The sequence below is a fragment of the Aeromonas sp. HMWF016 genome (genome assembly GCF_963878195.1).
GTDB classification, from domain to species: domain Bacteria; phylum Pseudomonadota; class Gammaproteobacteria; order Enterobacterales; family Aeromonadaceae; genus Aeromonas; species Aeromonas lacus.
In genome coordinates this window covers 1-21,498 of the sequence record NZ_CAWNWX010000094.1, presented here as the reverse complement: position 1 = coordinate 21,498, position 21,498 = coordinate 1, and the positions used below count along the sequence as shown (strand labels likewise).

Below are 21,498 nucleotides of genomic sequence, written 5' to 3'. Positions count from 1 at the left end.
GACCATGTTCAGTTCAAAGCAAGTTACAGGCCAGATTGATGGAAGCGCCGCAAGATAGCGTACTCATCCAGCATCTTCTGCTCCTGACGCTGGGCCTTCTGCTGTTCGCGGCTAGCCTGTTTTTCCAGCAACAACTCCACCGCCTTGCGCCGCTGCTGAGCTGCCAGCCACTCTTCACGGCGCTGCTCCAGCGCCTGCCGCACCTGCAACACCCCTTCGTACTGCTGGGTTGCCGCCTGCTCGAGCTTGTTGATAAAGGCGTGATACTGGGCATTCTGCTGCGGAGAGATCCCCTGCAAGCCGCGATCGGTCCACTGCTGGTGATAGATCTGGCGATACTGGTTGAGGGCATTTTGCTGCTCCATAAACAGCTTGAGATCCTGCTGGGCCTTCGCCAGCGCCAGCGCACACTGCTGCTCCGCCTCCACCAGCCGTTCCGACAACAATATCAACCCTTTACTCATGGATCAGCTCCACCATCCAGCGACTCATCAACGCATCAGTGGCATCGCCACCATCTGCAAGGCCTGCAGGCCATCGTCATAAGGGATAACCTCGCGCATCCCCTGCTGCAAGAACTGATCCAGATAGGGTTTCTGGATGATGGCACGGTCGATACGGGGATCAGAACCCTGGCTGTAGGCACCTATGGTGATGAGATCCCGGTTCTGCTGATAGAGGGAGTAGAACTGCTTGAGGGTGCGCGCCAGATCCATGTGTTCCGGCGAAGTCACCATGGGCATGACCCGGCTGATGGACTTCTCGATGTCGATGGCGGGATAGTGGCCCGCATCAGCCAGCTCGCGTGACAGTACTATGTGGCCATCGAGGATCGCCCGCGCTGCGTCGGCGATGGGATCTTGCAGATCGTCCCCCTCGGTCAGTACGGTGAAAAAGGCGGTGATGGACCCCTGCCCATCGCTGCCGTTACCGGCCCGCTCAACCAGCGCCGGCAGTTTGGCAAACACCGAGGGCGGATAACCCTTGGTAGCCGGCGGCTCGCCCACGGCCAGCGCAATCTCGCGCTGGGCCTGGGCGTAACGAGTAAGAGAGTCCATCAAGAGCAGTACGTTAAGCCCCTGATCGCGGAAGTATTCGGCGATGGCCAGCGCCGTCTCGCACCCCTTGAGGCGCATCAGCGGCGAAGCATCGGCGGGAGCCGCCACCACCACGGAGCGGGCACGCCCCTCCTCGCCCAGGATCTCCTCGATGAACTCCTTCACCTCGCGGCCCCGTTCGCCGATAAGCCCCACCACGACCACATCGGCTACCGAGCCGCGAGTCATCATGCCGAGCAGCACGGATTTGCCGACACCGGAGCCGGCAAACAGCCCCATCCGCTGGCCCTGACCGACGGTCAGCACCGCATTGATGGCACGCACCCCGACATCCATCGGCTGATAAATAGGGCGGCGCGCAAGCGGATTGATGCGGTGCTGGGCAAACTGCACAGTCTGGGAGGAGAGAATGGGGCCAAGGCCATCCAGCGGCTGACCGATACCATCGATCACCCGGCCGAGAAGATTCATGCCGACCGGAATACCGTGCTCTTCGGTGACGGGTACCACCCGGGCACCGGGAATAACCCCCTTGAGCTGTTCACTTGGCATCAGATAGAGGCGATCGCCAGAGAAGCCGACCACTTCGGCCTCCAACGCCCCATCAAGGGTATCGATACGACAGAGAGCACCGATAGCGGCACGGCAACCAATGGCTTCGAGGGTCAGCCCCACCACCCGGGTCAATTTGCCGGCAACCGGCGGTTTGGGGGCGCTATCGCGCACCTTGTACCCTTGCAACCGGTTCAGTAGCGAGCCGCTCATCTGACCTCCTGAGGTAGAAAACAGTCAACCGGACAGCAGTGTCCGGCATTGATTACGGGTGCGGATCCGGCGAGGAGTTATTGGGCGTCGCATTATCTCGCAAGAAGTTGCGCAGCAGCTGATCGATACGTCCGGAAAGAGTCAGGTCGATGCTGGAGAGCTCGGTCGCCAGTTGCAGATCGCCGGGAGAGAGGGTGGGATCGCTCTGCAGCCGCCACTGGCGCTTGACGCACTCCTCGGCACCGAACGCCTGCTCGACCCGGGCAATATCGTCAGGATGCAGCATCAGCGTCACCCCCTGTTCGGCGGCAGGCAGCAGGGCAATCCCCTGCTTGAGCGCCTCCAGCAAAATACGGGGAGAGGTTTCGGCCTCATGGCGGATGAGAGCCCGCGCCAGTTGCAACACCAGCGAGAGAAGCTGCTGCTCTACCGCCTGATCCAGCTCGTTGAGAGGATTGGCCAACCGGGCTACCAGTGCTTGCCAGTGAGCCATCTCCTGCTCCACCAACTCGCGCCCCATGGCCAGCCCCTCTTCGCGCCCCTGCTCGAGACCGGCGGAGTGGCCCTGCTGCAACCCTTCCAGCTTGCCCTCTTCCAGCCCCTTGGCATAACCGGCCTCACGCCCTTCTGCCATCCCCTCTTCCCAAGCTGCCTGGCGAATTGCCTCCAGCTCCTCGGCGGTGATAGAGGGGGTCGGCTCCTGCTCGGGTTCCGGCTCGACGACCTCTTCTTCCTGCTGATACCAGTCGGGAGCCAGGCCGAGGGCATTGGTCTCGACCTCGGCCTCGACCTCCATCTCGGGCCAGCCCCAGGTTTCGATCCGGGCATCGTCTCCATCAGGCCGCACATAGCCACGCAGTTTGTTGTTCATGGATTAGCGCAGCTCCTCGCCACCGCCGGATACAGTCCCGGCACAACCGTAGAGTGTGTGGTCCATGGCTTAGAGGAACTCCTCGCCACCACCGGCACCCAGCATGATCTCGCCGGCATCCGCCAGACGACGGGCAATGGAGAGGATCTCCTTCTGGGCGGCTTCCACTTCGGAAACCCGGATCGGCCCCATGGCCTCCAGATCGTCTGCCAGCATCTCGGCGGCGCGCTTGGACATGTTCTTGAAAATCTTCTCGCGCATCTGATCGTCCGATCCCTTGAGCGCCCGTTGCAGCAGATCGCCCGGCACTTCCCGCAGCATGGTCTGGATGCCTCGGTCGTCCACATCGATAAGGTTCTCGAACACGAACATCAAATCCTGGATCTGCTGGCTCATCTCCTCGTCCGATTCGCGGATGGAGTCCATCAGCTGGCCTTCGATGTTGGTGTCGAGGTAGTTCATGATGTTGGCCGCAGCCTTCAGGCCGCCCATCTTGGCTGCCTGAGCGCCCGCCGCACCGGCGAACTGTTTCTCCATGATGTCGTTCAGCTCTTGCAGCGCCGCCGGTTGTACCTCTTCCAGGTTGGCGATACGCATCACCAGATCGAGGCGCACCTGCTCCGGGAACTGGCTCAGGATCTCGGCTGACTGCTCCGGCTCCAGATAGGAGAGCACGATGGTCTGGATCTGCGGGTGTTCGTTCTGGATGATGCTGGCCACCTGACGGGCATCCATCCACTTGAGCGAATCGAGGCCGCGGGCACCGGAACCCAGAATGATCTGATCCACCAGGTTGCTCGCCTTGTCTTCGCCAAGGGCCGCCACCAGCGCCTTGCGCACGAAATCTTCGCTGCCGATACCGATGTTGGTGTACTTCTGGATATCGTCGATGAATTGACGGTGTACCGCCGCTACCCGGTCGTGACTGAAATCCGACATGGAAGCCATCGACATACCGAGCCGTTGCACCTGCTTGGGCTCGAGATGACGGAAGATCTGGGCCGCATCTTCTTCATTGAGGCTCAGCATCAGCACTGCCGCCATCTCCATCCCTGACATCTGCTCCAGAAGCTGGCGCTGACTGTCGGTGATGTCGTTGCCAGTGACCTGGCTCTTATTCTCTTCAGGCATCTTTGGTTACCCACTCTTTAATGACCTGAGCGGCCAGATCCGGCTCGTTCGCCACCAGGGCACGCACGGCCTTGAGCAAATCTTCATCCCGGTGCAGATCAGGCAGCTTGAGCTGACCATCGCGCAATCCGAACACCGGCTCTGCTTCGGCCTGAGCCGCCAGCAGACTCAACTCGTCGTCACCACCCAGCACAGTGTGGTTGTCGAAATCCAATTCTCCTTCCGGCTTGGCATCCGGATAGAGCAGCCGCTTGAGCATGGGGCGAACCACGGTCACGATCAAGACGATAATAACCAGCACGGAAGCCGCGATGCGCACCGCACGCCAGAACCAGGGCTCATCATAGACAGGGGTGGCAGCCACGGCTTCAAGTTCGGGACGGTTGAACGGGATGGCAACCACTTCCAGAGTGTCACCACGGGTCACATCAAAGCCCAGACCACCGCTCAACAGACGACGCAGGGTATCGAGCTCAGCCTGGCTGCGCGCCTCGCGAGTCACCTTGCCATCAGCGGCTGTCATCGACTTGTAATCTACCGCCACGGAGACGGTCATGCGGCGGATCCCCCCCATCTGACGACGGGTATGGCTGACGGTGGTATCCAGCTCGAAGTTGCGGGTGGCCTCTTTGCGTGAACGGCCATTGGCAGCGGAGCCACTCTCGCCGGCAGTCGCCTGCTCGGGAATAGTGGATGCTGCTGGTGGCTGGTTGCTGAGTGCCCCCGGCACACCGCCGTTGCTGCTACCGGAGCTGTTCTCTTCCAGCGTCATTTCAGAACGCACCGCCGGCAGATCCGGGTTGTAGGTTTTGCGGGTCTGCTCCTGCTGGGAGAAGTCGAGGGAGAGATCCACTTCCGCCGTATAGTTGTCAGCGCCCAGTACCGGGATCAGAATGGCGTCAATTTTTTGTTTGTATTCGAGCTCCTGCTTCTGCTGCATCGCGAACTCTTTGCGAGTCTGGGCAGCGAGAGGATCTTGCGAGCCGGAGTTGAGCAGGCGGCCGTTCTGGTCGGTAACGGTGACACGAGTCGGTTCGAGACCGTGGACTGCCGAAGCAACCATATCGACGATGGAGTCCACCTCGCCCTGACCAAGCGCAGCCCCTTTCAGATTGACGACCACGGTCGCGCTGGGTTTACGTTCGTTGCGGGCAAAGACGTTGTCTTTCGGGATGGCCAGCAGCACTTGGGCCTTGGCTACATTCTGGAACTGCTCGATAGCGCTGGCCAGCTGGCGCTCGCGGCTCAGCTTGAGGCGCTCCGCCTCCATCCGCTGGCTCACACCGAAGCTGGAGTCCTTGAGCAGGATATCTTCGCCGTCACTGCTGGCGTCGGTCACATTGGCCAGACCGGCACGGGTCAGCGCCAGCTTGATATTGGGGTAGTTCTCGGCACTGACCAGCACGCTCTTGCCATCCACCTCGTAGGGGATCTTCTGCTGATCGAGGAAGTCGAGAGTTTTGACCAGCTCCTGGGTGGTATAGGTGCCGAGGGGACGCATGTCCGGCTCCTTACCCCAGAGCAGGATAAACACGGCAATGGCCAGACAGATGGCAAGTCCCAGGATCAGGGTGATCTGGCGCAGTACATCGGTATTGGACAGAAAGCCCAGTGCCGAACTCTTCTGCTCATTCTCATCGAGGGCGGCAGTACCCTCATCGTTTAGCAGCAGATCGCCGTTTTGGTCAGTAGCCACGATTTATGTCCTTATTGCTGACATGTTCATGATGCCCGGTCGTCATGATTCGTTGAAATCCTTTATACCGGCATGTTCATGATGGTCTTGTAGGCATCGACCATCTTGTTGCGTACCTGTACCGTGGCCTCGAACGCGATGGATGATTTCTGCCCGGCAATCATCACTTCGGCCAGATCCACTGACTTGTCACCCATATCGAAACGGGTGCGCAGATCGTTGGCGGCGCCTTGCAGCTCGTTGACGTTGCCCAATGCCTGTTGCAGCAGCAGGCCAAAGTCGGAGCTAACCTGACGGCCCGGCTGTGCCAGCGGGGTTGCACCGGCCTCTACCTTGAGTGTCTGCATCTCTTGCATCAGGCTACTTGCACTAATTTCCATTTTTCCATCCCCAGACAAATCATTGACGCTGGCATGCAACAAGCAATTAGAGTGCCAATGCGTTAAAAGTACGGCCAGGATGAGTGGCCAGACCAGGCCGGACGGGTTCGACAACGGCAAGTGGCTCTGATTAAATCCGACACTGACGCCCACTTTTGCTGGCTGGCAAGGAGCCCGCTCTGGATTATCGCAAACCTGTGTTCAAGGCGATGGACTACATCAGCCACCATCTGGATGACAATCCGAGCCTTGATGAGGTCGCAGCGGCGGCGGCCATCTCCACCTTCCACTTCCACCGTATTTTCAAGACGATGGTCGGCGAGACCATTGCCGGATTTACCCGGCGCCTGCGTATGGAGCGCGCAGCCCGTCGCTTGCTCGCCTCACCCCAGAGCGATATCACCACCCTCGCACTGGCCGCCGGGTTCTCCAGCTCCCAGAATTTCGCCAAGACCTTTCGCCTGCACTTCGCCATGAGCCCCTCGGAATACCGCCAGCAACAGGGAGGAAACTGGAAAAGCAAGATTGGAAACGATCCCCTTCCCTTTGACACCTATGATGGCCTGGTCATGCACCCGGTCACCGAACACCCGGGTCTGTTGCAGGGGGCAAGCGTCAGGCAGATGCCCGCCCGGCGCGTGGCGTACATGCGCCGCCTGGGCCCCTATGGCAAGGAAACCTGCGAGCAAGCCCATCGGGATTTGCTCGCCCTGTTTGCCTCAGACGAGGCGATGACACCGGCGGGTACCCTGAGTCTCTATTGGGATATCCCCGATATCACCGATGAGACCCGCTGCCGTACTGACGTCTGCATCGAGCTGGGGCCAAAGATCCCCACTGGACGCCAGTTAACTACCCAGACCATCGCCGCGGGTCCCTATGCTGTATGTCAGTTTATCGCTCGCGGCGATCAACTGGCAGCCTGCTGGGAGACGGCGTTTCGCTGGGTAGTGGGCCAAGGGCTGAACTGCGACGATCGCCCGTGTTACGAGCAATACCACGCGGGCACGGACCCCGACCGGGATCATTACGTGTTTGATATCTGTATCCCGCTTATCAACCGATAAGCCGATACCCCATTTCCATTTACCCACTTCGGTGTCTTCGGACTCCGAAGCGACGGAGTCATGCCTATGAATATCAAAACGCTGTTGCTCGCCAGCCTGCTGGTGACGCTTCCCGCTGCCACCAATGCCCAGTCACAGAGGCAGACCCTGATCTTTGGCGGCACCATCTACAGTGGCGATCCGGCGAACCCTCACCCGGAAGCGGTCGGCATTGAAGGTAAAAAGATCGTGGCAGTCGGCAGCTATCAGGAGGTCAGCGCCCGCCTCGGCAGCCATGCCAAGCGTCTTGATCTAAAAGGAAAGTACCTGATGCCGGGGCTCATCGACAGCCATGTTCACGCAGCATTTGCCGGCTTTCAGGGGATGACGGTTAATTTTCCTGATGCCATGAATGAGGTTGAGCAGGTGCAGCAATTTCTGACCCGCAGTAAAGATGATCCCCGCCTGACACTGGGTGATGTTGAGCTATACAGCAATGTCTCCCTCGACTATTGGCATCAACTTCCCCTGCTCAATCAGGTGTTCAATGGGCCACAATACCGGCAGATCCCGGTGGTGCTGGCCGGTTCGGATGCCCACACTGGTTGGGCCAATCAGGCCATGCTGCGCAAGGCTGGCATTGATGCCGAGTCCCTTGCCGGTCGTTATGCCCCGCTGAAAGGTAATTTTGGCCTCACCCCATCCGGCAAGCTCAATGGCTTTGCCTCGGAAGGCGGGTGGGATGCCATCCTCAAGGCGCTGCCCCCCGTCAGCGACGAGACGATTGCCAGTGCCATCATGACCGCCGCCAAGCAGCTCAATCAGGTGGGCATTACCGCCTGGATGGACCCTATCAGCAACATTCGCCCCCTTGCGCCCATCTTCAACGCCGAACCGGATCGCTGTGACACCGGCCTGCTTCCGGCGTACAGCATGCTCTCCCGGGAAGGCAAACTGACCGGGCATGTATCCGCACTGGCACTGGTAGGGATCCATGCATCACCCGCCATCATTGATGACGTATTGGCGCTGCAACAACAGTTTCAAGATGCCCCGGACGTCAAACTGGTGGGGATCAAGATCCTGCAAGATGGTGTCATCGAGTATCCATCCCAGACCGCCAAGTTGAGCGAGCCCTACCTCAACCGCCCCGGTTACAGCGGCAAGGACGATCTGGACAAGCAGCGTTTCAACGAGCTGATCCGCACTGCGGATGCCCATCAACTGATCACTCACTTTCATGCCATCGGCGATCGGGCCGTCCGTGAATCTCTCGATGCCATCGCCTATGCCCGGGCCCACAATCAGGATCATCGCCTGCTGCACAGCATCACCCATCTGGAGGTGGTGAGCCCGGCCAGTATTGCCCGCTTCAAACCGCTCAATGTGGCCGCATCGATGCAACTGCTGTGGGCCGGGAAAAACATAGCGACCACCATGCTGCTGGAGGGGAAAGTGCACCCGGCCCTGCTGGCCCGCCTCTATCCGGCAGGTAGCTTGCTGCAAAGCGGCGCTATTATCGCCGGTGCCAGTGATTGGCCGGTCTCCAGCCCCAACCCTTTCCTCGCCATGTATACCGCGATCACCCGCCAAGGGGAGCTTGGCTTGCTGCCCCCCGCCAGTGAGCAGATCAGCCGTCAGGCTATCTTGCAGGCCTATACCCTCAACGCCGCCAAGGTGATAGGGCGGGAGAAAGAGATTGGCTCCATCAGCGCAGGCAAGAGTGCTGACCTGATCTTGCTGGATCGCAATCTGGAGCAGGTGGCAAGTGAACAGATCAAAGAGACCAAGGTACTCTGGACCATGTTCAAGGGTAAACAGGTCTATTCAGCCCGCTGACCCCGAGAAAACCAAAAGGCCCGCATTGCGGGCCTTTTGGCCGAACTCACGGCAAGCGAATGGCGTGCAGTGAACAACCGATAACGACGGTATTAGCGGCTCGTTTCCGTCAAGTCCTTGTCGATCCAGTATTTGGATCCGGAGATATTGGCATCGAGCAGCAGCCCCTTCTCGCCAATCTGATAGATGGCCATGCCGCCGTTGTATTTGGCGGTCAGCTCGGCGCTCTCCTTGCCGGCCACCACGCCTACTTCGGAGGTGGCCTCCCAACCTTGAGTCACGAAGGCATCAAATCTGGCCTTGTCTTCAAACAGAATCACCTGCTGATAAAACTTGCCACCGATCCCGGCCGCCAGACCCGCACCAAACATCTTCATATAGGTGTGTTTGCCACTCTTGCGATTGACGGCTACCCCGGCCCCCTGATTGGTATGAAGCATCAGGGAGAACTTGCGCGAGTCGAAGACGGCGTAACCATAAGCCTTGTCAAACAACAACTTGGCTGAGGGCTGTTCATTGAAGAGATGTATCAGCGCAGTATCAGACATGGTGTTGAGCGCAATCCTTGCCTCTTGTGCCGTCTTGGGGTTGAGCATTTCCGTGAGTTTTTTGTCGGCGACAACCAACCACTCCTTACCGGTCGCTATGCTCTTGTCAGTCCAGACACCGGCGGTATTGAACGCCTCCTCACCCCAGGTCGAAATAGAGGCCCAGCTCTTTTTGGAGAAATCGCTGACATCCTGCCACACCTCCTTGCCGGTTTCGCTCAACGCACTTCCGAGATCGGATGCCGCAGCCTTGAGCTTTGCCCAGTCGGCATAACAGGGGGAGATAGCCAGACTCACGGCCAGACCCAGCAACCACTTGTGATTCTTCATCCTTTTGCTCCCATATGCTTCGGCTTCATGGCATTCACCTATCCGCGCGGGTCAGGGCAAACACCTTGGATAATCTTGCGCATTATCGGGATGGGCTCCGCCATAAGCAATCTTCGAGTCCATTCCCACAAGTGAGAGGTACACCAGACAGTAATAAAAAAGGCCGCTCACCGAAGGGAGCAGCCTTGATAATCAACAAGTCAAATCGCTTATTCGACCATCATCACCTTGCAGGTGTTGGTACTGCCGACGGTCTCCATCTTGTCACCGTGGGTCAGCAACACCATGTCACCGCTCTGCAGCAACCCTTTGGCTTTCAGGACATCCAGCGCATCGCGGCACACTTCATAAACCGGCTTGGTCTCGTCACCGTCAAACAGCACAGGGGTGACACCGCGGTAGAGGTTGGTCCAAGCCAGAGTCTTGTTGTGCGGAGACATGGCAAATATCGGCAAACCGGAGCTGATACGGGACATCAGCAGCGGGGTGGTACCGGATTCGGTCAGCGCCACGATCGCCTTGACTCCTTCCAGGTGGTTGGCCGCATACATGGTCGACATGGCTACCGCTTCTTCGACAGAAGTGAAGGTGTAGTTCATGCGGTGGTTGGAGACATTCAGGCTCGGATGCTTCTCGGCACCGACACAGACGCTGGCCATGGAGGTCACGGTCTCGATGGGGAACTGACCGGCAGCGGTCTCGGCAGAGAGCATCACGGCATCGGTACCATCCAACACGGCGTTGGCCACGTCCATCACTTCGGCACGGGTCGGCAGCGGTGCGTTGATCATCGACTCCATCATCTGGGTCGCGGTGATCACCACCCGGTTCAGACGGCGGGAGAAGCGGATCAGCTTCTTCTGCACGCCAACCAGCTCGGGGTCACCGATCTCGACACCCAGATCGCCACGGGCAACCATGACGGCGTCGGAGCCGAGGATGATATCTTCCATCGCTTCGTCAGTGGCGACAGTTTCGGCGCGCTCAACCTTGGCCACGATCTTGGCATTGGAACCGGCTTCGCGGGCCAGCTCGCGGGCATAACGCAGGTCATCGCCACAACGGGGGAAGGAGACCGCCAGATAGTCCACGTTCATACGGGCAGCAGTCTTGATATCTTCCTTGTCCTTCTCGGTCAGTGCCGGCGCGGAGAGACCACCCCCTTTCTTGTTGATGCCCTTGTTATTGGAGAGCGGGCCAGCAACAGTGACAGTGGTCAGAATACGGGTGCCTTCAACGCTCTCTACTTTCAGCTGCACACGGCCATCATCCAGTAACAGGATATCGCCAGGCACGACATCGTTTGGCAGGCTCTTGTAGTCGATACCAACCTGCTCCTGACAACCTTCCCCTTTGCCAAGGGCTGCATCCAGCACGAATTTGTCACCGATAGCCAGATAGATCTTGCCATCTTTGAAAGTGGAAACACGGATTTTCGGCCCCTGCAGGTCACCCATGATGGCAACGTGACGGCCCAGCTTGGCAGCAATTTCACGCACCTGATTGGCGCGCAGGATGTGATCTTCAGGAGTGCCGTGAGAGAAGTTCATCCGCACCATGTCGGCACCGGCGCGGATGATCCCTTCGAGGATCCCTTCGCGGTCGGTAGCAGGACCGAGTGTGGTTACAATCTTTGTACGTCTAGGCATGAAAGACTCCGATATGAAGTTGATACGAGTTGAGATTCTGCCCCATCAAGCCAATGGCTCAATGCACCCGTTTGCAAGCCCTCTGGGTGGCTTTTGTTACTAAATTACAATACTACACCAAGGCGGGTGGCATAGACAGTTGGGGGCAAAGGCCCCCGACCATTCAGGAAGAGTGGGGGGTTTCGAAGCGGGATTCGCGCAGTCCCTCTTTAACCTTCTTCAGGTTTTCGCGAAATTTCATTCCCCGGCGCAGGGTAAAACCGGTTGCCAGCACATCCACTAACGCCAGCTGAGCAATGCGAGATGCCATCGGCATATAGACGTCGGTATCTTCCGGCACATCCATGGAGAGCACCAGATTGCACTCGCGAGCCAGCGGGGAGTCCTTGGCAGTCATACCAATGACGGTGGCGTCGTTCTCACGAGCCAGCGCAGCAATTTCCACCAGCGCCTTGGTGCGACCAGTGTGGGAGATCAGCACAACCACGTCCCCTTCGCTGCTGTTGATGCAGCTCATGCGCATCATGACGATGTCGTCAAAGCTCACTACCGGAATGTTGAAGCGGAAGAATTTGTTCTGGGCATCGCGGGCCACTGCGGAGGAGGCGCCAAGGCCAAAGAAGCTGATCTTCTTGGACTGAGTCAGAATATCGACACAGCGGTTGATGGCTGAGATATCCAGGCTGTTTTTGGCTGCATCGAGGCAAGCCATGGTGGATTCGAAGATCTTGGCGGTATAGGTATCCGGACCATCTTCCGCTTCCACATGACGATTCACATAAGGGGTGCCATTGGCCAAGCTCTGGGCCAAATGCAGTTTGAAATCAGGGAATCCTTTGGTGTCGAGGCGACGGCAAAAGCGGTTGACGGTCGGCTCGCTGACATCGGCCATCTTGGCCAAGGCGGCGATACTGGAGTGAATAGCCGTCTGTGGGGATGCCAAAATCACTTCGGCGACCTTGCGCTCTGATTTACTGAAACTTTCCAAGTTGTTTGTAATTTTATCAAGGGTATTCATCATCACCACCAGGCATTTTGTAATTTAGCTTCAGTGTCTTTGCACTCAATTTACGGCTAAGCAGGTTTCCAATCAACCTGATGACTATACAAGACAAGCGGTTAACGCAACTAACACCCACAATACAAAGTATGACTCATCTCTAATTATTTCGTTCTTTTCGTTACAAAATGTCACTGCCGATTGAAACCGCTTACAAATGTTGCAAAGCAACAACACTGTGAGCGGGCGCACGTTTGTGCGTCTCTAACAGACGACCATCGCTTTGGCTCGGGTAGAATTGGCGGCAAATAATAATGTCGGGGCGCCACTGGTCGTCCACACCTTGTAACGAAGGAGTTGTTATGCAGCATACCCATGCACTGGTCGGCGATGTCGGCGGAACCAATGCTCGCCTGGCCTTGTGCGAACTGGCCACCGGCGCTATCTCTCAAGCCAAGACTTACTCAGGTCTGGAGCACCCATCTCTGGAAGCGGTCGTCCGCCTTTATCTGGAAGAACACAAGGCTAAGGTCAATGAAGCCTGTATCGCCATTGCCTGTCCCATCAACGGTGACTGGGTTGCCATGACCAACCACAGCTGGGAGTTTTCCATCAGCGAGATGCAGGCAAACCTTGGCCTTGGCCGTCTGCAGGTGATCAACGACTTCACCGCCGTCTCCATGTCAGTACCGGTACTGGCTGAGGAAGAGCGTATCCAGCTGGGTGGTGCAGCCCCCGTTGCCGGAAAACCTATCGCTATCTATGGTGCTGGCACCGGACTTGGTGTGGCACATCTGGTGAAAGCAGGCGAGCAGTGGCTCAGCCTGCCGGGTGAAGGCGGTCATGTGGATTTTGCCGCCAACAATGAAGAAGAAGATGCCGTTTTGCAGGTAATGCGCGGCGAGCTGGGCCATGTCTCGGCCGAGCGCTTTCTCTCTGGCCCGGGTCTGGTCAATCTCTATCGCGGGCTGGTCAAATCCGACGGGCGCGAACCTGAAGCCCTTGAACCCAAAGCGATCACCGAACGGGCGCTGGCCGGCTCCTGCCTCGATTGCCGCCGTACCCTGAGCCTCTTCTGCGTGTTGATGGGTCGCTTTGCCGGTAACCTGGCCCTCAATATGGGCACGTTCGGCGGCGTCTATATCGCCGGTGGCATAGTGCCACGCTTCAAGGAGTTCTTTATCAACTCGGGTTTTCGAGTGGCGTTTGAAGACAAAGGTCGCTTCAGATCCTATCTCAAGGAGATCCCGGTTTTCCTCATTACCCATGAGGGCCCTGGGCTGCTTGGCGCTGGCGCATACTTGCGTCAATCAATGGGTATGGCCATCTAATGTAAGGCGGAAATGGGGCTGAATGATCCATGGTTCAGCCTCAATTCAGTGAGGCAGACATATAGTATCGGCACGTAACCAAGAGAGCAGGAATTCACAAGGAGTGGAAACCTCTTTCATCCACTGGATACGTTTGTCACCTGACAAGCCTGAACTGTTTCAACCGGCCCTTTGGCCGGTTTTTTTTATCTTCAAATTACTGCGCCAGCGACTTCAGCTGCGCCTTGTCAGGCGGATTGCTCCAGTCGATAGGCCCGTGAGTAAAGCGGTACTGCAGCCGCGGCAAGCTGGTCTCCAGCCACTCTTCCCGGAAATAGGCGTAGCCTTGATCCCAGTCTGGATCATTGGCCCAACCGGTTTGCAGGAAATAGAGACGGGTTCCCTGCCCTTCCGGTACAAAGCGCAGACAAACCTGAGTCTTTTGCTGACGGATGTGCGGGAAAGCGGGAGGAAAATTCCAGCTGAAACTGAGCAGGTCATAGGGCATCACAGCCATCACCCGGCATCCTTCACTGCCACGCTCCCCAAGCGGAGCATCCGGTCTGAAGTAGATTTCGAACGGGCCATTCGGTTCGGCCACCATCAAACACTCGGGCGCCAGAAAACTGCGCAGGCCACTCTCTGTTGTCCAGGCATGCCAGACATCGTCTATATGAGCCGGAACAAAGATGTTGCCTTCAATCTGCTTATTGTCCATAAATCAGCGAGCCTCAAGCCATCCATACAGGGGACTTCGGCAGTATAGCCCCATGCTCATGACAATAGACAGAGCTTAATCACGTCCTTGTCATTTACTTCTGAACAACAAAAACCAAGACACATAAGATGTGCCACAGCCTGACCAAGGAGGTCACAATGATCCGTGCAATGGAACAAAAAGATATTCCCCAACTAGCTCAACTCTTCCTGAAAAGTCGCAGAGATACGTTTCATTGGGTAGAGCCAGCCAGGTTCCAACTTGATGATTTTGAGCAACAAACAGCAGGAGAGGAAATATGGATTGCCGAGCACGGAGGAAATATCTGCGGCTTTATTGCAATCTGGAAACCCGATAATTTTGTCCACCATCTTTATGTTTCGACAGACTGGCATGGCCACGGGATTGGACGGGCCCTGCTTGAACAGGGTCTTGCGACAGGCCCAGGATCACTTAAAGTCGCCACTCGCAATACTGCAGCCGTTGCTTTTTATCACCGGCTTGGCTGGATAGAGACCGAAGAGAGAGGTCACTGCGATCTCACCGGCCCCTGGCGCACGCTAATCAAGGCTTAACCTTCACTCTGCCCTTTGCTTGGCAATAGCGGTGCTGGCGGAAAGAACCAGCGGTAAAGATCAAACCAGCCATCACGCTGGGCAATCACAACCTCGTGTACCGGGTCTCGCTGAAAAATCGCCACCTTGTTTTCCGTCAACGGCACCCAAGCATAGTTAACCAGTGCGTACTGGGACTGGATGAGATTGTATTCGTTCAGATAAGAGTCGTCCTTGCCAGACTCGTGGAGCTGTACCCTGCTGTCGATGAGATATACCAGCTGGTCAAACAACGTGAGTTGAAATCCGGTTATCCGCCATTTCTCCTTGGTGGACTCTTCCTCCTCAATCACGGTGATCTTGCCCCAACGACATACCCCATGATAATTGACGCCATTCGCAGACATTCGAAGCTCGTAATGACATCCCAGGCTGTTGATGAACATCCCCGCGACAAACAGCACTACCAAGAGCAGCGGCAAAAGCAACAAGGTATTTTTTAACGTTCGTTTCATCACAATCCCTTACGGCGTTTGTTCTAACTCTTGGTAGGAAAAAATACGCACCTGATGGCCCGAGATCAGAACCAGAGAGTCAGGCTTGGTGACAGGTACTTCACTTCTGGCTTCCATCTGACAAACAAGTCCCGAAGCGCCCTCGCCACAGCTGACGTGGAGCCATTCAAAATGCAAATAACTGGCAACGCACAGCAATAACAAGAGCAGAGCCAGATTCATATTGGTCAAGGCTTTTGCAAACACAGGTCGACCCAGTCGATGCAGCATTGCAAACTTGATACGTTGCATGAGGGATGTTGCCTCGGCGGGTGTGGGGGCAACTACCTTATCACCAGATGAAGAGGCCGTTTCTGCAGACGTAATATGGGAGGATGCAGCAATTATCTCATCCGGTATGGGATATTCTTCAGTGACCACATTTTCGGGCTCCTGATAGCCATATCCCGCTATAACCTTGCAATTCAGGTGCAAGGAATAACCCTTCTTAGGCGTACTTTTTATATCAAGAATCTGAGGCGTCTGGGCGAAGTGGCGACGGATATTGGCAATGGCTACGTTCAATGAATTGGGGCTGATAGGGCGCCCTTGCCAACCAATATCCAGCAGTAAATCCTTGTCACACAATTCATCAGGGTGATCCAGTAAATAACAGAAGATGAGAGACTCTGCCGATGAAAAACGGGCTGTCTTGCTGGTTTGTGCAGCATTTGAATCCGCACCAAAAACAAGCTCCCGCCTTTTAACATCAAAAACATAATCACCGAAATGGTAGGTTGATATGTTATTGCCTGTCGCAACGCCCGTCATATCAACCCCTTGCTATTTTCTTCATCGTCAAGCAAACCGGAATCCACATCCAGATAGAATCAAACAGCTCCGAAAACGGCCTGCCATCGCGGGAAATTCTAATGGGTAAGGATCTGCTTCACAATAGAAGCGAGAAAAGTGTAAGACGGGAAAATCAGGGCAGTATCTATCTGTATCAACTTTCAAAGGTTCCCCCGGCCAGACCGGGGGAACAGGCAGGATGAATCCGTTGTTTGGTATGTCATAAAGACAACCGTTTCAGACCCTAAACTGCTTCAACAATTTGTCCAGCTGGGCTGATAACTGACGCAGATCGCTGCTTGCTTCGGCAACCTGGGCAACTCTTCCAGCATTTTCACTATTGAGTGTCGCAATCCGGTTGACGCTGTGGCTCACCGCCTCGGCAACCGAGTGCTGCTCTTCCGAAGCCTGAGCAATATACATGTTCATCTCGCGGATCAGGCTGACCTGATTTTTAATCTTCTCGACCGACACCTGCACATCAGCGGCTTCAACACCAGCCTGTGACGCTCGATCCTGACTCTGTTGCATCCCGGCCCCCACATTCTGGGTCGCCTGCTGCAAGCGCTTAATGCTGGCGCTGATCTCTTCCGTTGACTGGCGAGTACGCCCGGACAGCGTTCTCACCTCATCGGCCACAACGGCAAAACCGCGTCCCTGATCCCCAGCTCTCGCGGCCTCGATAGCTGCATTGAGCGCAAGAAGATTGGTCTGTTCGGCAATGCCGTTGATCACTTCGATAATATTACCGATGCTGTTGCTCTCGGTCGACAAAGAACGCATCAGTGTCGCAACCCGTTCCACTTCACCCACCAGCTGCCTGATCGCCTCGTTGGCATGACCTGCCAGACTATATCCCTGCTCTACGTAAAGATTGGCTTCATCAGTTGCTGTAGAGGTTTTCACGGCATTCCCTGCTACTTCCTGCACTGCCTGGCTCATCTCGGTGATAGCAGTTGCAACTTGATCCAGTTCGGATTGCTGGGCATCGCTACCACTGCGGGTATCGGCAGACAAATTGTCACACCGCTCTGCCGTTTGCAGAACTCCGACCGACAACTCGTTAATCTCCGCCACCATCTCCTGCAACTTGGCAATAAAGTGGTTGATGTTGATAGCAAGCGTACCCATCTCATCCTGACGGTTGATTTTCAAACGCTGGGTCAGATCACCATCTCCTTGGGCCAAATCGAACACGGCTTGATTCATCTGATTGAGCGGTCGCAGCACATTGCGATGCATCAGAACCATCAACAAGGCGATGATGCATATATCGAGCACCACGATCTGCCAAACAGTGGTAATCAGTTGCTGCCGCAGGTGTGCCTGAATGGCGGCATCGCTGGTATGTACCAACAAGCGGGCTACCGTCGTCTTCTGGCCGCTATCGTCATAAACCAGATCATGACCACTGTATGTGCTGATATCAGCGGGGATTGTACTGATCGGTACAATCGAACCTACCTCATCTCGAGAGAAACCAGCTACCAGTTTGTCCTTGCTGACCACCAGCAAGGCACTCAGCATGTCGGCAGCTAGCTCGGACTTGAGCGATGCCTCGATAAATGAGGATTCGTAGTTCCACAAAGGACCTGGCAAAGAGAGCTGCAGCCGGCTGATGGCCTGGTCCACCAGCTGCGCTTTTTTGCTGTAGCTCTCCGCCCTGGAGGCACTGTAATTGTACCCCCCAAACAACACCAACAGCAGACTCACCGACAGGGAGGTCAGCACGGCAATCCTGAATTTCAGACTTTTCCAATCCATGGCTTCCTCCCGGTATTTACGGCAGCCCGAGCAGTAAGACTTATTGGTACTTGGCGTTGATCTTCTCGATGGTGCCATCTGCTTTCATGGCCGCCAGTATTTCGTTCAACTTTTTAATAAGCTCATCAGGCGTATCTTTGTTGAACGCCAAACTCATCTGGGTTTCCTTGAACACGAACACCGGTTTGGGATTGGCTGCCTTCTCCTTGTTCGCCAGATAGGGGGCCAGATACTGACCTGTCGCCCACAGCTCGATACGTCCAGCCTCCAGTTTTTTCACGTTTGCCGTATCGTTAGCGGCTAGCTGCAATTTGGAAAAACCCTGTGCTTTCAGATACTCAGCAGCAGCATCGCCGTTATAGCCACCGACCGAATACTGTTTGGCATCGTCCAGCGACTTGATAGAAATATTGGCTGTGGAGCTGGAGAAGAAGACCCAGTTATTGTTGACCAAGGGGCCAACCCATTTGAACAGCGTTTCACGTTCAGGCGTGCGAGTAGTGGAATAGAGGGCGGTGTTGGGGGTGCTGAGGGTATCTTCATAAGCCCGTTTCCAGGGCATCAGGGTAATCTTGTATTCCACTTCGGCGCGCTTGAACAGCTCTTCAACAACTTCGGTAGAGAGGCCTACAATCTTGCCCCCTTCCCCTTGCATGTTGAACGGTGGGTAATCCTCAGTCATCACGTTTAGCGGTGCAGCCTGTGCCGCTCCCAACGCCAGCATGGAAGAGACTGAAAACAGGGCACCTTTCCACAACAATTGATAGTTCATTGCGACCTCGCTTTGCTTGCCATTCATCCCTAAACCCCCGCCGTCATCGATGGCTGGGCTGTATGGCCCTAACTCGGGCCGTGCCGGTTTCCACGGCTCGCTACCCGCAAATCAGATACGTAGCAGCAAACAGATTCGAATGGTGTTAGCAAGCCACCATTTGGAGAAATGTGGCTCGAACAAAATCTTTGGCCAAATGGCAATGAAAGAGATGGGGGCAAGTAACTGTGGATGAGTGACGACGTGAAATGCATCCAACCTTGATGTGATATACGAAGGCACCTTGGTGATGTGCCAACACGTGATCAGGAAACAATGAGTGAGAACACCAACATCCATTTTCTCGTCCCTGCTCAAGACTGCCTTAGAGCCAAACCTGTCCTTTAGCTAAGGCCACGAAGAGAGATCCGTCAAATAGGGGCAGCGACATAAAGTCGCTGGCGAGGCAATCCTTGATCCATGACAAAAAAGAGAAAGCATAAAGCCACCGCGAGGTGGCTTTATGCTTATCCGCTTGAGACATCTGGCAAAAATCAATCCTTGGCAGAGTCCATAATCCCCTCTTCTGAGTGAGCAGGCAGGATCAGGTTGAGCAGGATGGCAGCAACAGAAGCCAGACCAACACCAGCCAAAGCGAAGTCGCCGATTTTCATCTCCAGCGCACCGACACCCACAGTCAGAGTAACGGCCACGATGGCGATATTGCGCGACAGTCCCAGATCCACTTTGGATTCGACCAGTGTCTTGAGACCGATGGCAGCGATGGATCCAAACAACAGCAGCATGATACCGCCCATCACCGGCATCGGGATGGAGGTGAGCAGCGCATTGAACTTGCCGAAGAAGGCCAGGATGATGGCAAACACGGCAGCCCAGGTCATGGTGACCGGATTGAAGTTGCGGGTGATCATCACGGCACCGGTCACTTCCGCGTAGGTAGTGACGGGAGGACCACCGATCAGGCCAGCGAAGCAGACGCCGATACCGTCACCAGCCAGAGTACGGTGCAGCCCCGGATTTTTGGTGTAGTCCTGACCAGTCACACCACCAATGGCGAGCACGCCACCTATATGTTCGATACAGGGAGCAATCGCCACCGGCAGCATGAACAGCGCCGCGGCCCAGTTGACCTCAGGGGTTTCAAAGTGAGGCAACGCCAGCCAAGGGGTGTTGATCAGACCATCGAAGTTAACCTGCCCCATCAGCACGGCAGATACATAACCGGCAATCACACCACACAGGATGGGGATCAGCTTGATCCACCCCTTGCAGAACACAGCAGCAATCAGGGTGACCGCCAGCGAAATCCCCGCCAGAGCCAGCGCGGTTGATGCGGGAACAACCTGCTCGCTACCGGCACGCCCCATCGCCATGTTGCAGGCCACCTGTGCCACAGAGAGACCAATCACCATGATCACCGGGCCAATCACCACCGGCGGCAGCAATTTATGGACAAATCCCATCCCTTTCGCCCGGATCAGCGCAGCCAGAATGAAATACATGAAACCGGCAGCAAACAGACCGAACATGGTGGACGGCAAGCCCCAGGTCTGGGTGGCATAGATGATGGGAGCAATGAAAGCGAAGCTGGAGCCCAGAAAAATGGGCACTTGGCGGCGGGTACAGAGCTGGAACAACAGGGTGCCCACACCGGCGCCAAGCAGGGCCATGGAGGGGTTCAGTCCGGTGAGCAGAGGCACCAGAACCATGGCACCGAAGGCAACAAACAGGATCTGCAGCCCGGCGACACTTTGCTTGACTAGGGAAAACATGGATGTCCTTAATTTTTTGATAACTGACAGGGATATTTGACACTTTTCAGTTATCGAAAGACGCTTTCAAGGTAAAAAGTGAGCATCTCGGCATCACAAATTACTTTTTACTGCTTGGGGAGGGCATGAAACAGGCTTTTTAGGCGGGATTCGTTGCTACAAGCATCGAGTATGCGATTTTACGTACTTTTGTGACAAACGCCAATCGTTTTTCCATCATGTTTGCTTTACAGGTCTCCGCTCAAGGTCTCCCAGCACCGCTCTATACTTGACCGCATGGTTAACAATGGACAAGGAGTCCTCCATGCCAAAACCCCCTTTCAAACCGACACAACGCAGGATCCTGATTGGTTCTGCCGTTGCATTAGCCCTATTTGCCAGCCCGTTTAGCTATGACTTTGCCCATCAAGAATGGCAGGTGACCAAGGCATATGCCGAGTCCTGCTTCGTTGCTGGCACCCGCATCACCATGGCCGATGGAAGCGAACGTCTCATAGAGACGTTGCAAGCAGGTGAACGAGTTCTGGATCAATATAGCCATACCAACCAGATCTTGGCGATAGAGCGTGTGCTCTTGGGAGAGCGCAGACTCTATGGTATCAACCAACTGCCTCCTTTCTTTACCGGCGAACACCCATTCCTGACCACTCGCGGTTGGGCTGCTATCTCACCGGCCCTGACTCGTGCCGAAAACCCGACATTGATTGTATTGCCCCTCTTTACCGGCATGCGACTACTGGGATGGTCGGCCGCCGCTAACACTGGCAACCTGGCATTGGCACCGCAACCGGTTGAGCTGCTGGTGGAATCCCTCTACTGGATTGACGCTCCACCCACCACCGAGCTGTTCAACCTGGTACTTAATGGTACCCACAGCTATATAGCCAATTCATTAATCGTGCATAACAAGGATGGTAATGGGGGTGGCAGCGACAATAGTGGAGGTGGC

The 21,498-nt window shown here is 55.9% G+C and carries 19 protein-coding genes and 1 pseudogene; 5 read left to right on the top strand and 15 right to left on the bottom strand.

Features of this window, described 5'->3' with window-relative positions; translation table 11 throughout:
• Positions 1-23: 23 nt before the first annotated feature.
• The 6 genes from fliJ to fliE form a co-directional block, all read right to left on the bottom strand.
• Positions 24-464 carry a flagellar export protein FliJ gene (gene fliJ / locus AACS24_RS15005; protein WP_033114462.1) on the bottom strand — a complete coding sequence of 147 codons (441 nt, stop codon included), beginning with the start codon at positions 462-464 and terminating at the stop codon, positions 24-26.
• Positions 465-491: 27 nt separating this feature from the next.
• Positions 492-1,823 (bottom strand): flagellar protein export ATPase FliI, encoded by a 1,332-nt coding sequence (fliI, locus tag AACS24_RS15000; RefSeq protein ID WP_108571159.1) that lies wholly within the window; start codon positions 1,821-1,823, stop codon positions 492-494.
• A gap of 52 nt (positions 1,824-1,875) precedes the next feature.
• Positions 1,876-2,694: a flagellar assembly protein FliH gene (fliH, locus tag AACS24_RS14995; RefSeq protein ID WP_033114464.1), complete on the bottom strand. Its 819-nt coding sequence runs from the start codon at positions 2,692-2,694 to the stop codon at positions 1,876-1,878.
• 69 nt (positions 2,695-2,763) lie between these two features.
• Positions 2,764-3,825: a flagellar motor switch protein FliG gene (gene fliG, locus AACS24_RS14990; RefSeq protein ID WP_033114465.1), complete on the bottom strand. Its 1,062-nt coding sequence runs from the start codon at positions 3,823-3,825 to the stop codon at positions 2,764-2,766.
• A complete protein-coding gene (gene fliF / locus AACS24_RS14985; RefSeq protein WP_033114466.1) occupies positions 3,818-5,521 on the bottom strand; it encodes a flagellar basal-body MS-ring/collar protein FliF in 1,704 nt (567 codons plus the stop codon). Before fliF ends, fliG begins: the two co-directional genes overlap by 8 nt.
• 62 nt (positions 5,522-5,583) lie before the next feature.
• Positions 5,584-5,901: a flagellar hook-basal body complex protein FliE gene (gene fliE, locus AACS24_RS14980; RefSeq protein WP_108571158.1), complete on the bottom strand. Its 318-nt coding sequence runs from the start codon at positions 5,899-5,901 to the stop codon at positions 5,584-5,586.
• Positions 5,902-6,056: 155 nt separating this feature from the next.
• Here fliE and AACS24_RS14975 point away from each other — a divergent pair, with 155 nt between their 5' ends.
• Entirely contained in the window at positions 6,057-6,968 is a 912-nt protein-coding gene (locus AACS24_RS14975) for an AraC family transcriptional regulator (RefSeq protein WP_181364192.1), read from the top strand.
• Positions 6,969-7,034: 66 nt separating this feature from the next.
• Positions 7,035-8,786 (top strand): amidohydrolase, encoded by a 1,752-nt coding sequence (locus tag AACS24_RS14970; protein WP_108571157.1) that lies wholly within the window; start codon positions 7,035-7,037, stop codon positions 8,784-8,786.
• 92 nt (positions 8,787-8,878) lie between these two features.
• On the opposite strand, the gene befA is transcribed toward AACS24_RS14970, so the two are convergent.
• From befA to AACS24_RS14955, 3 genes are all read right to left on the bottom strand, one after another.
• Complete coding sequence (gene befA / locus AACS24_RS14965) at positions 8,879-9,664, bottom strand: beta cell expansion factor BefA (protein ID WP_108571156.1); 786 nt, start codon at positions 9,662-9,664, stop codon at positions 8,879-8,881.
• 209 nt (positions 9,665-9,873) lie between these two features.
• Positions 9,874-11,313 carry a pyruvate kinase gene (gene pyk / locus AACS24_RS14960; RefSeq protein WP_033114470.1) on the bottom strand — a complete coding sequence of 480 codons (1,440 nt, stop codon included), beginning with the start codon at positions 11,311-11,313 and terminating at the stop codon, positions 9,874-9,876.
• 163 nt (positions 11,314-11,476) lie between these two features.
• Positions 11,477-12,331 (bottom strand): MurR/RpiR family transcriptional regulator, encoded by an 855-nt coding sequence (locus AACS24_RS14955; RefSeq protein WP_005334759.1) that lies wholly within the window; start codon positions 12,329-12,331, stop codon positions 11,477-11,479.
• A 296-nt stretch (positions 12,332-12,627) separates the two neighbouring features.
• On the opposite strand from AACS24_RS14955, the gene glk reads away from it, so the two are divergent.
• The gene (gene glk, locus AACS24_RS14950; protein ID WP_108571155.1) at positions 12,628-13,644 is read left to right on the top strand and encodes a glucokinase; all 1,017 of its coding nucleotides are present in this window, start codon (positions 12,628-12,630) and stop codon (positions 13,642-13,644) included.
• 196 nt (positions 13,645-13,840) lie between these two features.
• Here the strand turns inward: glk and AACS24_RS14945 are convergent, their stop codons facing one another.
• Entirely contained in the window at positions 13,841-14,341 is a 501-nt protein-coding gene (locus tag AACS24_RS14945; RefSeq protein WP_033114472.1) for an SRPBCC family protein, read from the bottom strand.
• 158 nt (positions 14,342-14,499) lie between these two features.
• Between AACS24_RS14945 and AACS24_RS14940 the strand changes: the two genes are divergently transcribed.
• Positions 14,500-14,916: a GNAT family N-acetyltransferase gene (locus AACS24_RS14940; RefSeq protein ID WP_108571154.1), complete on the top strand. Its 417-nt coding sequence runs from the start codon at positions 14,500-14,502 to the stop codon at positions 14,914-14,916.
• On the opposite strand, the gene AACS24_RS14935 is transcribed toward AACS24_RS14940, so the two are convergent.
• The 5 genes from AACS24_RS14935 to AACS24_RS14915 form a co-directional block, all read right to left on the bottom strand.
• Positions 14,913-15,410, bottom strand: a complete 498-nt coding sequence (locus AACS24_RS14935; RefSeq protein WP_108571153.1) for a hypothetical protein — start codon at positions 15,408-15,410, stop codon at positions 14,913-14,915. The genes AACS24_RS14940 and AACS24_RS14935 overlap by 4 nt on opposite strands.
• Positions 15,411-15,419: 9 nt before the next feature.
• Positions 15,420-16,220: a winged helix-turn-helix domain-containing protein gene (locus AACS24_RS14930; RefSeq protein WP_108571152.1), complete on the bottom strand. Its 801-nt coding sequence runs from the start codon at positions 16,218-16,220 to the stop codon at positions 15,420-15,422.
• 258 nt (positions 16,221-16,478) lie between these two features.
• Positions 16,479-18,005 carry a methyl-accepting chemotaxis protein gene (locus AACS24_RS14925; protein WP_108571151.1) on the bottom strand — a complete coding sequence of 509 codons (1,527 nt, stop codon included), beginning with the start codon at positions 18,003-18,005 and terminating at the stop codon, positions 16,479-16,481.
• Positions 18,006-18,045: 40 nt separating this feature from the next.
• Positions 18,046-18,777, bottom strand: coding sequence for a substrate-binding periplasmic protein (locus AACS24_RS14920; protein WP_108571226.1), 732 nt, complete (start codon positions 18,775-18,777; stop codon positions 18,046-18,048).
• A 533-nt stretch (positions 18,778-19,310) separates the two neighbouring features.
• Entirely contained in the window at positions 19,311-20,549 is a 1,239-nt protein-coding gene (locus AACS24_RS14915; protein WP_108571150.1) for a uracil-xanthine permease family protein, read from the bottom strand.
• 304 nt (positions 20,550-20,853) lie between these two features.
• Here AACS24_RS14915 and AACS24_RS14910 point away from each other — a divergent pair.
• Positions 20,854-21,498 (top strand): annotated as a pseudogene (locus AACS24_RS14910) (hypothetical protein); the annotation flags it as partial.

Coding starts and splice junctions, on each gene's coding strand:
- fliJ (WP_033114462.1), bottom strand. CDS start 464: ATGAGTAAAGGGTTGATATTGTTGTCGGAACGGCTGGTGGAGGCGGAG.
- fliI (WP_108571159.1), bottom strand. CDS start 1,823: ATGAGCGGCTCGCTACTGAACCGGTTGCAAGGGTACAAGGTGCGCGAT.
- fliH (WP_033114464.1), bottom strand. CDS start 2,694: ATGAACAACAAACTGCGTGGCTATGTGCGGCCTGATGGAGACGATGCC.
- fliG (WP_033114465.1), bottom strand. CDS start 3,825: ATGCCTGAAGAGAATAAGAGCCAGGTCACTGGCAACGACATCACCGAC.
- fliE (WP_108571158.1), bottom strand. CDS start 5,901: ATGGAAATTAGTGCAAGTAGCCTGATGCAAGAGATGCAGACACTCAAG.
- AACS24_RS14970 (WP_108571157.1), top strand. CDS start 7,035: ATGAATATCAAAACGCTGTTGCTCGCCAGCCTGCTGGTGACGCTTCCC.
- befA (WP_108571156.1), bottom strand. CDS start 9,664: ATGAAGAATCACAAGTGGTTGCTGGGTCTGGCCGTGAGTCTGGCTATC.
- pyk (WP_033114470.1), bottom strand. CDS start 11,313: ATGCCTAGACGTACAAAGATTGTAACCACACTCGGTCCTGCTACCGAC.
- AACS24_RS14955 (WP_005334759.1), bottom strand. CDS start 12,331: ATGAATACCCTTGATAAAATTACAAACAACTTGGAAAGTTTCAGTAAA.
- glk (WP_108571155.1), top strand. CDS start 12,628: ATGTCGGGGCGCCACTGGTCGTCCACACCTTGTAACGAAGGAGTTGTT.
- AACS24_RS14945 (WP_033114472.1), bottom strand. CDS start 14,341: ATGGACAATAAGCAGATTGAAGGCAACATCTTTGTTCCGGCTCATATA.
- AACS24_RS14940 (WP_108571154.1), top strand. CDS start 14,500: ATGATCCGTGCAATGGAACAAAAAGATATTCCCCAACTAGCTCAACTC.
- AACS24_RS14935 (WP_108571153.1), bottom strand. CDS start 15,410: ATGAAACGAACGTTAAAAAATACCTTGTTGCTTTTGCCGCTGCTCTTG.
- AACS24_RS14930 (WP_108571152.1), bottom strand. CDS start 16,220: ATGACGGGCGTTGCGACAGGCAATAACATATCAACCTACCATTTCGGT.
- AACS24_RS14925 (WP_108571151.1), bottom strand. CDS start 18,005: ATGGATTGGAAAAGTCTGAAATTCAGGATTGCCGTGCTGACCTCCCTG.
- AACS24_RS14920 (WP_108571226.1), bottom strand. CDS start 18,777: ATGAACTATCAATTGTTGTGGAAAGGTGCCCTGTTTTCAGTCTCTTCC.
- AACS24_RS14915 (WP_108571150.1), bottom strand. CDS start 20,549: ATGTTTTCCCTAGTCAAGCAAAGTGTCGCCGGGCTGCAGATCCTGTTT.